The organism is Bacillus cereus group sp. MYBK195-1 (assembly GCF_051916605.1).
Classification (GTDB): Bacteria; Bacillota; Bacilli; order Bacillales; family Bacillaceae_G; genus Bacillus_A; species Bacillus_A cereus.
This window is the reverse complement of the sequence record NZ_JBQAGZ010000011.1, coordinates 13395-25829: the sequence shown is the minus strand read 5'-3', so window position 1 is coordinate 25829 and position 12435 is coordinate 13395. Positions and strand designations below refer to the sequence as shown.

Genomic DNA, 12435 nt, shown 5'->3' with positions numbered 1-12435 from the left:
ATTACTCATTATAGTTTCTTTTATCTCCACTTGTTATTATACCGAGAACATCCTACTTTTTACACTTAAGACGACACCGTAATATATATACCAACATGTTTGTCACAGTATCGTCACTTTATACAAATAATTTTTGCAATGCTTTACTACATCACCTTACAAAACTGTATGAGGTATTTCAAAGAAATGAAAAAAGAACTGATTCAAACATTCCCTTTGAATCAGTTCTTTTTTGTTAAGCCTCTAGATTTTGTTTTTGTTGCAGTTCAAACTGTTTCTCACTTCTTCTGGCCATAAATAGATAACATAACACTGCTCCTACTTCACAAAGCGCAATAACAATACCCATCGGTAATGCTGTATTACTTCCACCGATACCTACTAGCGGAGCAACAAGAGCTCCTGAAATAAACTGTAATAAACCTAATAAAGCTGATGCTGTTCCTGCAGCTTGTTTCTGATTTCTCATCGCTAATGAGAACCCAGTTGTTGATACAACCCCGACACTTGATACAACAAGGAATAACGAACATAAAACACCAATTAAACCTATTCCTAGTACGATTGTCAGTAGTAAAGATAGACCACCAACAGCTGCGATAATAATACCCGCAACAAATAATGTCTTCTCATTCACTTTCCCCGCTAAACGACCCGTTACCTGACTAGCAATAATAATACCGATGCCGTTAATCGCAAAGAATAAACTAAATTGCTGTGGTGATGCTCCGTATATGTTCTGCAACACAAATGGTGAGCCCGAAATGTATGCAAACATTGCCGCTGTTACTAATCCTTGTGACAATGCATATCCCATAAACAGACGGTCCTTTAACAATTTTCCGTACGTCGCCAAAGTCCCTGACAAACCACCCGTTTCTCTTTCTTCAGGAGGTAATGTTTCACGTAATACAAAAGTAGCTGAGATTAACATGAATACGCTAATTGCTCCAAGAACGATGAAAACACCGCGCCACGTTGTAAACTGTAACAATTGCCCCCCAATAATCGGTGCCAAAATAGGTGCTGCTCCGTTTACTAACATAAGCAGTGAGAAAAACTTCGTCATTTCAGAACCTGAGTACATATCTCTTACCATCGCACGTGATATAACAATCCCGGCTGATCCTGAAGCTCCTTGTAGGAAGCGCAATAATACTAATGTCCAAATAGATGGCGCAACAGCACAAAGTAAAGAAGAAGCAACATAAATAATAAGAGCAATAATAAGTGGTTTGCGTCTTCCGTAAATATCACTAATTGAGCCAACAAATAATTGCCCTACTGAAAGCCCAAGTAAACAAGCTGTTAATGTAAGCTGCGCTAGGGATGCACCTGTTTGCAAGTCATCCGTTAACTTCGGTAATGAAGGCAAATACATATCAATAGATAATGGCCCAATTGCCGTAAGTGTCCCTAATACAAGAATCATCCACAACCTGTTTGCCTTTACAGGTTTATATATTTCGTGATTAACTTCATTCACTTTTTCAATTCACCCTTTCCTATACACACTAAATCGTAACAATTATAGTTACATCATAAACATACGTCAAGTACAGTGCATTTTCCTCTTTCATAATGTAAAAAAAGCGATAGAAATTCTACCGCTTTACTTTTTCACATTGCTATTCGTAAATTTAGATACCGAGGCCATCGTCTCTCCCGTATCTAAATATGTAATTTGAATTGGATCTCCTACTTCTGTAAACATAGCATATGGAAATTTCTTCACTGGTATCATAAATACCTTTTGTTCATTCTCTAAAAGTACGTACACGATTGTATTTTCACCAGATTTTTCTTTATATACACGTTGTACAATACCTTCTTTTTGCGCTTCTTTTCCTGTTGAGGTTGGTCTAAATGTATCACCATTACCGCTCATTACGTTTTTATAATTCTCAAGCGCTTCTTTCTGCGAAGAACCTGTCGCAAATATTTTTGCATTAGCAGCATATACAACTGTATGCGCACGTACTAGGCCTCCGTCATCAACAACCGGAATAATCCAAGCTGGTTTACCGTATACGTTATAAATGACAGGCATTGTCCCATGCCATTTCTCTCTCTTAAAGGAATTATCCACTACTTCTGTAGCTGCTGAACCATCCATAATCCCCTTTACTTCTTTTCCATTATAATAATATAGCTTGCCTGTGCGTGCATCTACTAATGAATAGCCTAGAGCTGAATCTACTCCTTCTTTTGGAGAAGTAAAGTCTGTAAAATAATACAGTGTTCCATCTTTACCAAAAATCGGGGTCACGCCTTCTTTCGTTCCCCACTCAGTCGGAATTTTCATATCTGTTTGTGAAAATTTCGTATTCCAAAATCCGTGAATATATTTACCAAAGTACGTATTTAACGTAGATGCAGTCTCATGATTTAATACACCATCAACAAATTTAGGTGCCTTTCCTTTATCATATCTTTTCACTTCACCTGTTTGTGCATCTACTACGACAACACCTTCTACCTCAAATCCAGATCTTCCTGAAATAAATTCACCATACGTCATTGTATAATATGGTTTTCCTTTATCATCAACCTCAAATTTAGGTTTTCCTTTAAAGATTAAATTTGGTTCTGCTTGCCTTACCACACGCTCTAAATTATTACCAAAAAACATGCTTGGCACATATTTCATTTTATAACCGAGGTGCAGTTTCGCTTCCGCATCAGGATTCGTACCTGACATCGTTACATACCCTGGAATTGTCTCAGCTTTACGTGCTTTAAAAAAACCTGAAACTTCAATCGGCGCTACATATAAAGCTTCGCCGTTTACCATTTGTGGCGTTAATTCTCCTAGCTCAAAATAAGCTACTTTTGGAATATCACCAAATACTTTTTTCATCTTATTCTCCGCTGTCTTTGGCGGCACTGTAAACGGCTGGTCATTTTCAGTAAATGGCTCTGAAATATCTTTCTCTACCTTAACAACAGAATCATATTTCTTTTGCGAGATTACTATATCGTGCAAATAACCAAAGTAGCCGTAACTTGCGAGTAAAATAAACATTAGAAGTCCTTTTAATGTACCTTCTAATTTCCCTATTTGATCTTGTGAAAATAAAACAAGCCCAATTAAAATTGCTACTGCAACAGAATAATGAGTAAGAATCGAATCTACTCGATCATCAATTAGCCAAAAGTATTCATAGATTGCAATACCTATCCAAAATAAAACAGGAATAACTAAAATAGATGATTTCTTACCCTTTACAACCTTCTTATCTCCCTTCTTATCCACTGCTCGAAGCTTACTACTACTTCTTGTCCATGGAATCAAAAACAAAGTAAGAATAGCTAAAACTACAAATTTCATCAAAGGCACTGTCCCCTTTTCTTTTGTATTCCCTTTTAGTATAACAAATAAAGGGTATTAAGGTGAAAATAGGAATAGTTATATTTTTTTACTACTTAATACAATCCCGCTCACTACATATAAAATAGATGCAATATAAAAAATTGTACCAATTGTAAAGAAATCTACTAAATATCCCGTGGCAATAACCGCTACTGCTCCGCCAATGGATGTCCACACATGGTATTTTCCAATCTCATAACCAGCCTTTTCCTGCGCAACCTTTCGTGCTAACGAAGTCTTCTCAGTATTACGCTGCACAGCACCTAAAACGCCCATTACAATTTGAAGAATATACACATGCCAAACTTCCGTGGCAATTGGAAAGCAAAGCATTAAGATTGCCATGGACCAAGCGTATATGATTAATAATTTTTTATCCCCTACTTGATCAGATACCTTTCCCACTAGTGGATATACAAGTGCTGATGTTAAAGCAAATAAGCCATACGCCCAGCCAAATTGCGAGAAGCTATTTCCAACGTTTCGAAGCAATAATATATAAAAAGGAAATACCATACTTCCTGCCATCATGATGATACTTTGCGAAGCCACAAATCTTCTATATGTCATTTCGTATACTCCCTATAAAATAAATTCACAAATCTCTCTTCTGAATCTACTTCCTTCTTTTTCTTGAGAAATTCTTCAATGCGAGGATATGCCCTCTTTAACTGCTCTTTCGTTGGATAAGAATAATACGGCAAATAGTAACTACCATTATGCTTTAAAGTAACATCAATCATCTTTCGAATGACATCCTCTGTTTTCTTTATCTCACTCTCTGAGCGTCCCTGGTTAATCAAAAGAACCAGCGCAAACATATCATCTTTCGCATAGGACAAAACTGCATTTTCATTCTTTTCCACGTAACGAATCGTAATGTTGAGTAAATTAAACTCTTCTTCATTTAATACGTTACGTAAATCATCTATATACTCTGTGAAAGCATCTATAGGCACAAAGTATTCTTGTAACACTTCGGTCCTATTTGGATTTTCATATTCCATAAAAGCACTATCTGATCTCATAACATTATTACGCGTCTCATAATTTCCATCTGTACGTTCAAAATAACCTCTTTGTATATCCCAAAATGTATTCTTTCCCCAATCACTATAACGTGATAAACCAAGTAAAAATTTCGGTGCAGCTATAATATTTTCTTCCTTTAATTCACTGTACTCTTCTCTCATATTTTGATTTTGTGCCAAAGTATAATCTGTCACATACATCTCTTTTAAAAATGAATTTGGAGCAACAGAAATACGCGCTAAGTGCATACGAACATTCTCATCTCTTTTCACTTTATCTTTGAAATAAGATGCGTATTCTTTATAATCTATCATTCTCGTGTGCATTTCATATAATTCATCATCTGTTAACTTCAGCGTCACATCTAAAATAACTCCAAATAAACCGTAACCCCCAATGACATATGGAAATAACTCTGCATTTTCTTCTCTACTTACATTACGTACCGTGCCATCTGCCATTAACAATCTAAATGAATCTACTGTATCAATCAGTGCCTCATGACGAATATCACGCCCGTGTACATTTACACTTAATGAACCGCCAACAGTAAAAATATTTTGAGACTGCATGACCTGTACCGCAAGGCCATAAGGATTTATTTTCTTCTGAATATCATTCCAGGTGACACCACTTTGAACTGTAATCCGCTTCTTCTCTGGATCAAATTCTAATATTTTATTATATCCTTTCATATCGAGCATCGTGCCATTCGGATAATATGTCTGTCCTCCTTGGCTATGTTGCATGCCTGCAATGGAAATTTTCTCTCCTGAAACTTTTGCATCTCGCACTAATTTTATTAACGAGTGCTCTTCCGTAGCACTTTCAACACGTTTTATTTTTGTCGGAAGCAATTTACCTACATCACTCATAATAGGATGATCAATTTGTTTTTTATACGTATGTACAGACGTTGCAAGCAAAACCGTATATGCGACAATGACCACTGCTATCTTTCTTTTTTTCAAAGGACACTCTCCTTATTAGCAACAAAAAGAGATACCCGTTCTTTCAGGTACCTCTCTTGACAGTGATTACTTTGCTGCTGGCAATTGTATTGGATCAAATTTATCATACGATGTAAACTTTGCATCCGTAATAATGTGCGCTTTATCCTCACCATTGCTACTCATAACCATATCTATCTTTGCTGATTCATATTTAAAATCTTTTGTAATAATATATTCCCCATCTATTTCTTCTATCTTTGCATTTTGGCCTTGTAGCATTTGTTTCTGCTTTTCATCCATACTAGCTAACATACTCTCTGTCTCTTGCCCTTTTAATGCAAACTTCAGCTTATAATTATCTCCACTTTTCTCCATCTTCACTTTATTTAAAATTTCCGATGGAATCTCTAAATTATCTACCATTCCTTGAGTCGCGTTCATTCCGTTAGCATTCAATTGTTCCTCTGGTACAGACATAATTTCACCCGTATTAGGATTTTTTAACTGACCAGCAATTTTGCCACCCACATCATAAACAACAACCTCTGTACCAGAAACATTCATTTCAGAACGAGAATTTTTTTTCTTCGGCTCTAGTTGCATTTTAGCCTTTATTACATTCATCTCTGTTCCTTCAGCCTTTATTCCCACATCATATGTCATCGTTACATTTTCTTCGTTTTTAAAAGCTTCATTCGCTTTATTAAAAACATCCTTCGCTGTTAATTCCTTTTCTTTCTGCACAGCTTCTTTTTTCGGTTCGTCAGTCTTTTTTGTTTTCTCATTACTACACCCTACTCCTAGACCGACTGCAAGTACTAAACTTGAAATTAAAATAAGTTTTTTCATAACGTCCCCTCCTTCCCAAAAATAATATCATCTCTTTTCCTATGAAATCTATATAATTCGTAATATTTATCTTTAAATTTATTTCCTATATAACAACATGTTTGAGAAAAAGTTTAAATATGATGTAAATAATAACAACTCATTTCAGGAGGTCATTATGAAAGCGATTATTTGTACAAAGTACGGACCACCTAATGTTCTCCAGCTTCAAAATGTAGAAAAGCCTAAACCTAAAAAAAATGAAGTATTAGTTAAAATTCACGCAACAAGTGTATCGACTGGAGATTGTAGAATACGTGGCTTTAATAGCCCACTCTTATTTTGGATTCCTATGCGGATCATATTAGGTTTCAGAAAACCGAGAAAACCTATACTTGGCGTAGAGTTATCCGGTGAAATCGAAGACATTGGAACAGATGTAACACAATTTAAAAAAGGAGATCAAGTTTTTGCATTAACAGAACTAAACCTTGGTGGTTATGCGGAATACACATGCGTGCATGAAAGTGGATTAATAGCATTAAAACCTACCAATGTGACATATGAAGAAGCTGCCGTTATTCCTTTCGGCGGAACTTCAGCATTGCACTTCCTTAGAAAAGGACAGATAAAAAAAGGGCAACGAGTACTTATATATGGCGCCTCTGGGTCAGTAGGGACAGCTGCCATACAACTTGCTAAATACTTCGGGGCGACTGTCACAGCCATTTGTAGTAGTTCGAATTTCGATTTAGTAACAACTTTAGGGGCAGACAACGTAATTGATTATATGAAAGAAGATTTTACTAAGCGGGGCGAGCACTACGATATTATATTTGATGCAGTTGGAAAATATAAAAAGTCTCTTTGTACAGATGCATTAATGCCTAATGGAAAATATGTATCTGTGAACGGAATGATGGCAAAGGTCAGTAAAGAAGATATGAACCTGCTAAAACAACTAGCTGAAACAGAAAAGCTAAAACCTGTTATTGATAGAACTTACCGATTAGAAGAAATTGCTGAAGCTCATATATATGTAGAAAAAGGACATAAAAAGGGGAACGTTTCGATTACCTTAAAATAAAATATATTCTGAAAATATTATTGACAATTCTTTTTGTAAGATTTACTATTAGTACCATATTCAAAACTACATACACATACTCTTATCAAGAGTGGCGGAGGGACTGGCCCGATGATGCCCGGCAACCGAGCTTATGACGTATAAGCTAAGGTGCTAATTCCTGCAAAACGAGTTTTCGTTTTGGAAGATAAGAGAGGAATCTATTTCGTCTATTCGGCACCTCTCTTATTTTTGGGAGGTGCTTTTTATTTTGGAACGTATATGAAGGGGGATTTATAGATGAAAAAGGTATTATTAAGCATTGTAAGCGGAGCAGTATTATTATTAGGCGCATGTAGCGTGAGTTCAGATAAAGAGGTAAAAGCATTAGACGAGAAAAAGATTACTGTGGGTGTAACAGGTGGACCACATGAACAAATTTTTGAAAAGGTAAAAGAAGTTGCAGCAAAAGATGGTCTCGAAATTGATATAAAAGTATTTAATGATTATGTAGCGCCAAACGTATCTTTAGATGAAAAAAGCCTTGATGTAAATAGCTACCAAACGAAATCGTATTTAGATGTATTTAAAGCTGAACGCAATATGAAATTAGCTGAAGTATTTTCAACAGTAACATTCCCTATGGGCATATATTCTAAAGATATAAAAGATGTAAAAGACTTAAAAGAGGGCGACGCAATTGCTGTACCAAATGACCCAACGAATGAACTTCGAGCTTTAAAATTATTTGAAAAAGCAGGGGTTTTAAAAGTTGATCCGAAGGCTACAGAAAAAGCGACTGCAAAAGATGTAATTGAAAATCCAAAAAAATTAAAGATTGTCGAATTAGAGGCATCTCAATTACCAACACAACTAAGTGAAGTGAAAGCAGCTGCTATTAACACAAACTTTGCATTAGGTGCAAAATTAAGTCCAGCGAAAGATTCTATCTTCCGCGAAGGAAAAGATTCACCATATGTGAACTGGGTCGTTGTTCGTACTGAAAATAAAGATGATGCCGTTGTAAATAAATTAAAGAAAGCTTATCAGTCTAAGGAAGTAAAAGAGTTTATCGAGAAAAAATTTGATGGTTCAGTTTTACCATCTTGGTAGGAGCTGACGATAATGATTGAATTACAAAACATATCCAAAGTATTTACAACAAAAAAAGGGAATGTTGAGGCTCTTAAGTCTACTTCCCTTAAAGTAGAAAAAGGCGAGGTATTTGGAATCATTGGGTATAGTGGCGCTGGTAAAAGTACATTGATTCGATGTGTAAATTTATTAGAAAAACCAACGACAGGAAATATCATTGTAAACCAACAAGACTTAACAACATTATCGACAAAAGAACTAGCAAAAGCGAGACAAAGAATCGGAATGATCTTCCAAGGATTCAATTTACTTAAAACTGTTACCGTTTATGAAAATATCGCATTACCGTTACGGCTTGCTGGCATTCCAAAAGCAGAAATTGAAAAAAGAGTAGAAAAGTATTTACGCATTGTCGATCTTTTTAATCGAAAAGATGCGTATCCAAGCGAACTTTCTGGTGGTCAAAAACAGCGTGTTGCAATTGCTCGTGCGCTATCACATGAACCTGAAGTGTTATTAAGTGATGAAGCAACGAGCGCATTAGATCCCGAAACAACCGATTCTATCCTTGATTTGTTATTAAAGATTAACGAAGAAATCGGAATTACGATTTTACTCATTACACATGAAATGAATGTCATCCAGCGTATATGTGACCGCGTTGCTGTTATGGAACATGGATCTGTAGTCGAAAGTGGGACTGTAAAAGATATTTTCACAAACCCACAACATGTAACAACGAAGAAATTTGTAAATAGCGCATTTGCAGCGAAAATTCCAGAAGAGGTACAGAAAGAACTACAAAGTACTGGAGAAATTGTAACACTTTCATTTATTGGCACTACTTCAGGGGAACCTGCCTTAGCCGTTGCCACAAAACGTTTCCAAGTGTATCCGAATATTTTATCCGGTAATATTACGCAGTTAAAACATGAAACATATGGGAAACTAGTCGTTCATATGCAAGGGGAACAAAATGAAATCCACCGTGTTTTATCATTTTTACAAGAGCAAGGAATCATCGTAGAAGGAGGTAGAACAGACTATGGGAAACAAGTCCTTTTTGGATGAATGGGGTAAAGTCATATGGGAAGCAACAATCCAAACATTTCAAATGACATCTATTTCATTACTCATCTCGATCCTTATTGCACTGCCACTTGGCGTCACACTTGTTTTAACGAGACCTGGTGGGCAACGTGAAAATAAAATCATCTATCCTATTCTTAATACAATTATTAATATCATTCGCTCTCTTCCATTTATCATTCTATTATTCTTCATCTTACCTTTTACAAAGTTTCTAATGGGAACGTCCATTGGCGTGCAAGGTGTTATCGTACCGCTTGTCGTCTTCACAGCCCCTTATATCGCACGTTTAATGGAGACAGCTTTACTAGAAGTCGATCGCGGTGTCATTGAAGCCTACCAAGCGATGGGCGTTTCTACTATAAAAATCATTTGGCACGTTATGGTGAAAGAAGCACGTCCCTCCCTTGTACTCGGATTAACAATCGCAACGATCGGCTTAATCGGCGCAACAGCAATGGCTGGCCTTGTAGGTGCTGGCGGGCTAGGGGATTTAGCATACCGCTTCGGACATTTACGCTACGAGCCTGAAGTAATGTATGCAACTGTCTTTATTTTAATTATCCTCGTTCAAGGATTACAGTCTTTAGGGAATGGTGTTGCACGAAGATTGAAGAAAGATTAAAAAAGAAGGCATCTCACCCTGGTGAGATGCCTTCTTTTTTATCTTTTAAATCCACCTTCTGAATGAATAACTTGCCCAGTAATCCACTCGGCTTCTTCACTTACTAGAAATTTAATGAGTCTAGCTGCATCCCTTGGCTCACCAATTCTGCCAAAAGGAAACATCGGCTTTAACCCTTGTTTTATCTCTTCAGTCATCCATCCTGTATCGGTTGGTCCTGGATTAATTGCATTCACTGTTATTCCTAAATGAGCTACCTCTGCTGACAACGTACTAGTAAGAGCATCAATAGCTCCCTTCGTTGTCGCATAAGCTAGTTCTCCTGCCATAGGACCTTGAAATTGCCCCGAAGTAATATTAACAATTCTACCACCAGATTTCTTATCAAATCCCCGAGAAAATTGACTACTTAACAGGGTACTCGCACGAACATTTACCATATAATGCTTATCTAATTCTTCAACAGTCAACGTAGAGAAATCATTATTCGTAGAATATGCTGCATTATTAATTAATATATGAGGGTACCCTAATTGTTCAGTAACTTTATTTATAAGCTCTTTTGGTGCATCATTCTGAGTTAAATCTAACTCCATACTTGATACTTTAACACCGTTTTTTAGTAACTCTTCTTTTAATTGTATTTGTTCATTTTTATCAACGCCCCAAGGCATCTCTTTATCGTAAGCTGTCCAATACGTAAAAAATATATCGTATCCTGATTCAGCTAATTCTTTACAAATCGCTGCCCCTATACCATCTAAACGACTTACCCCTGTAATAACTGCTACTTTATTTTTTAATTGGTTCATCATATACTCCTCCAAGTTTAAAGGACGCATATTTTATATAAGAGATATAAACTTTCCCACAAAAAAGACAGATACATAAAATAGACACCTATCCTTATAAAAGGGATGTACAAGCCAAATATGCATTCCTTGAATGATTTACAGATAACTAAATAAACCCTCGCTTATGAGAGCAAAATTTATCTATCTAGTAGTTTCTAATCATTACAAGTTCATCCACATATTGAGTCTTTGTCTCCTTTACATATATCTCTATTCTTAGTTTATCAAAGCAGATAAAATGTTACAAAAAATAAAACAATTATTCACAACCTATCCTTGTTCACATTCTCTCCATTGTGAATCTTTTCACATTGGATATATAATAAACGTGTAAATACAATATTGGAGGGATTTCAATGGTTATCAATTTTTTAAGAACTGATAAACGTGCTACTTTCATATTATTACTTTTACGGCTTTACATAGGATATACATGGTTCGCTGCTGGGATAGGCAAAGTCTTCGGACAATCTTTTGACGCAAGTGGCTTTCTAAAGGGTGCTATTGCTCAAGCATCAGGGGACCACCCTGCAGTACAAAGTTGGTGGGCAGATTTCCTTCAACATTTTGTCCTTCCAAACGCAGACCTATTTAGCTTTTTAGTTCAATGGGGAGAAATTTTAGTAGGTCTAGGTTTAATTTTAGGCGGATTAACAAAAACAGCTGCATTTTTCGGAATCATAATGAATCTTTCATTTTTATTAAGCGGAACTGTTAGTGTAAACCCAAACCTGCTTATTTTGACTATGTTCATTTTAGTTGCAGGGCAGAACGCTGGACGTATTGGATTAGATGGCTATGTTTTCCCTAAACTTTTCCGTAAAAACAACCACGGAATATATAAATTAAGTAAAACTGCGTAGTAACAATTTACTTTTAAAATATAAATAAGAAAAAGAGCCTGAATATAGGCTCTTTTTCTTATTTATCCTAATTTAAACTTTTAACGAACCACGAAAACCTCTGGCAGCATAGTAAGAGTCTGCTCCATTGTGGTACACGAAAACATGTCCAAAGCGATAATCGCAAAATAGAGCACCACCAAGCTCTCTAATATCTGAAGGTGTTTGTACCCAACTCGATGATTTCATATCAAAATCTCCAAGTTGTTGCAATTCCCGATATTGTTCTTCCGTTAATAGTTCAATGCCCATAGCATTGGCAACATCAATAGCGTTATTTTCTGGTTTATGCTTTTTTCTTGATTCTAACGCTTCAAGATCATAACAAAGACTTCTGCGGCCTTTAGGACTCTCCTTTGAACAATCATAGAAAGTATATTCGTCCTTTTCTTCATCATAACCAATAACATCCGGCTCACCACCAGTTACTTCCATTTCGTTAAGTGACCATAATTTTTCAGCATTAGCTTCTATCTTCGCTTCAACTTTAGCCCATTCAAGACCTTCATGGCGGTTCATGTTTTTCTCAAAACGAGCTTGCAATACTTTCAATAACTCTTCACGTTTTCCTACTAGTAAGCCATTTTTATTCCCTGTCATATTAGTCCTCCCTGATAT

Annotated in this window: 12 protein-coding genes and 1 riboswitch; of the genes, 5 read left to right on the top strand and 7 right to left on the bottom strand. The window is 36.2% G+C overall.

The features are described 5' to 3' along the window. Positions 1-235: 235 nt before the first annotated feature. The 5 genes from ACTFRY_RS27400 to ACTFRY_RS27380 all read right to left on the bottom strand — a co-directional run bounded on the left by ACTFRY_RS27400 (position 236) and on the right by ACTFRY_RS27380 (position 6207). On the bottom strand, positions 236-1495 hold the full coding sequence (locus ACTFRY_RS27400) for a multidrug effflux MFS transporter (protein ID WP_223153447.1): 1260 nt from the start codon (positions 1493-1495) through the stop codon (positions 236-238). 117 nt (positions 1496-1612) lie between these two features. Further along, on the bottom strand, positions 1613-3331 hold the full coding sequence (locus tag ACTFRY_RS27395; RefSeq protein ID WP_000674048.1) for a DUF3981 domain-containing protein: 1719 nt from the start codon (positions 3329-3331) through the stop codon (positions 1613-1615). Between the two features lie 78 nt (positions 3332-3409). After that, entirely contained in the window at positions 3410-3943 is a 534-nt protein-coding gene (locus ACTFRY_RS27390) for an MFS transporter (protein WP_000222367.1), read from the bottom strand. Next, entirely contained in the window at positions 3940-5376 is a 1437-nt protein-coding gene (locus ACTFRY_RS27385; protein WP_141541509.1) for an FAD-binding protein, read from the bottom strand. The genes ACTFRY_RS27390 and ACTFRY_RS27385 overlap by 4 nt, the downstream gene beginning before the upstream one ends. A 66-nt stretch (positions 5377-5442) precedes the next feature. After that, the gene (locus ACTFRY_RS27380; RefSeq protein WP_000733612.1) at positions 5443-6207 is read right to left on the bottom strand and encodes a DUF6612 family protein; all 765 of its coding nucleotides are present in this window, start codon (positions 6205-6207) and stop codon (positions 5443-5445) included. A 157-nt stretch (positions 6208-6364) separates the two neighbouring features. Between ACTFRY_RS27380 and ACTFRY_RS27375 the strand changes: the two genes are divergently transcribed. The 4 genes from ACTFRY_RS27375 to ACTFRY_RS27360 all read left to right on the top strand — a co-directional run bounded on the left by ACTFRY_RS27375 (position 6365) and on the right by ACTFRY_RS27360 (position 10061). Continuing rightward, on the top strand, positions 6365-7273 hold the full coding sequence (locus ACTFRY_RS27375; protein WP_000643864.1) for an NAD(P)-dependent alcohol dehydrogenase: 909 nt from the start codon (positions 6365-6367) through the stop codon (positions 7271-7273). Positions 7274-7352: 79 nt separating this feature from the next. Then, positions 7353-7467, top strand: a riboswitch (SAM riboswitch). Between the two features lie 85 nt (positions 7468-7552). Continuing rightward, positions 7553-8365 carry a MetQ/NlpA family ABC transporter substrate-binding protein gene (locus ACTFRY_RS27370; protein WP_098617141.1) on the top strand — a complete coding sequence of 271 codons (813 nt, stop codon included), beginning with the start codon at positions 7553-7555 and terminating at the stop codon, positions 8363-8365. Between the two features lie 12 nt (positions 8366-8377). Then, a complete protein-coding gene (locus ACTFRY_RS27365) occupies positions 8378-9418 on the top strand; it encodes a methionine ABC transporter ATP-binding protein (RefSeq protein ID WP_098617142.1) in 1041 nt (346 codons plus the stop codon). Next, the gene (locus tag ACTFRY_RS27360) at positions 9393-10061 is read left to right on the top strand and encodes a methionine ABC transporter permease (protein WP_000527151.1); all 669 of its coding nucleotides are present in this window, start codon (positions 9393-9395) and stop codon (positions 10059-10061) included. Before ACTFRY_RS27365 ends, ACTFRY_RS27360 begins: the two co-directional genes overlap by 26 nt. A 38-nt stretch (positions 10062-10099) precedes the next feature. Here the strand turns inward: ACTFRY_RS27360 and ACTFRY_RS27355 are convergent, their stop codons facing one another. After that, positions 10100-10876, bottom strand: coding sequence for an SDR family oxidoreductase (locus ACTFRY_RS27355; protein ID WP_001987627.1), 777 nt, complete (start codon positions 10874-10876; stop codon positions 10100-10102). A gap of 395 nt (positions 10877-11271) precedes the next feature. Between ACTFRY_RS27355 and ACTFRY_RS27350 the strand changes: the two genes are divergently transcribed. After that, a complete protein-coding gene (locus ACTFRY_RS27350) occupies positions 11272-11778 on the top strand; it encodes a DoxX family membrane protein (protein ID WP_000236358.1) in 507 nt (168 codons plus the stop codon). Positions 11779-11850: 72 nt separating this feature from the next. On the opposite strand, the gene ACTFRY_RS27345 is transcribed toward ACTFRY_RS27350, so the two are convergent. Continuing rightward, complete coding sequence (locus tag ACTFRY_RS27345) at positions 11851-12417, bottom strand: DUF4256 domain-containing protein (protein ID WP_098617143.1); 567 nt, start codon at positions 12415-12417, stop codon at positions 11851-11853. Between the last annotated feature and the right edge of the window lie 18 nt (positions 12418-12435).

What these genes read in the sequence shown, in the direction of transcription:
- ACTFRY_RS27355 (WP_001987627.1), bottom strand. Translation starts at nt 10,876, where the DNA reads ATGATGAACCAATTAAAAAATAAAGTAGCAGTTATTACAGGGGTAAGT.
- ACTFRY_RS27375 (WP_000643864.1), top strand. Translation starts at nt 6,365, where the DNA reads ATGAAAGCGATTATTTGTACAAAGTACGGACCACCTAATGTTCTCCAG.
- ACTFRY_RS27365 (WP_098617142.1), top strand. Translation starts at nt 8,378, where the DNA reads ATGATTGAATTACAAAACATATCCAAAGTATTTACAACAAAAAAAGGG.
- ACTFRY_RS27390 (WP_000222367.1), bottom strand. Translation starts at nt 3,943, where the DNA reads ATGACATATAGAAGATTTGTGGCTTCGCAAAGTATCATCATGATGGCA.
- ACTFRY_RS27395 (WP_000674048.1), bottom strand. Translation starts at nt 3,331, where the DNA reads ATGAAATTTGTAGTTTTAGCTATTCTTACTTTGTTTTTGATTCCATGG.
- ACTFRY_RS27380 (WP_000733612.1), bottom strand. Translation starts at nt 6,207, where the DNA reads ATGAAAAAACTTATTTTAATTTCAAGTTTAGTACTTGCAGTCGGTCTA.
- ACTFRY_RS27360 (WP_000527151.1), top strand. Translation starts at nt 9,393, where the DNA reads ATGGGAAACAAGTCCTTTTTGGATGAATGGGGTAAAGTCATATGGGAA.
- ACTFRY_RS27370 (WP_098617141.1), top strand. Translation starts at nt 7,553, where the DNA reads ATGAAAAAGGTATTATTAAGCATTGTAAGCGGAGCAGTATTATTATTA.
- ACTFRY_RS27350 (WP_000236358.1), top strand. Translation starts at nt 11,272, where the DNA reads ATGGTTATCAATTTTTTAAGAACTGATAAACGTGCTACTTTCATATTA.
- ACTFRY_RS27345 (WP_098617143.1), bottom strand. Translation starts at nt 12,417, where the DNA reads ATGACAGGGAATAAAAATGGCTTACTAGTAGGAAAACGTGAAGAGTTA.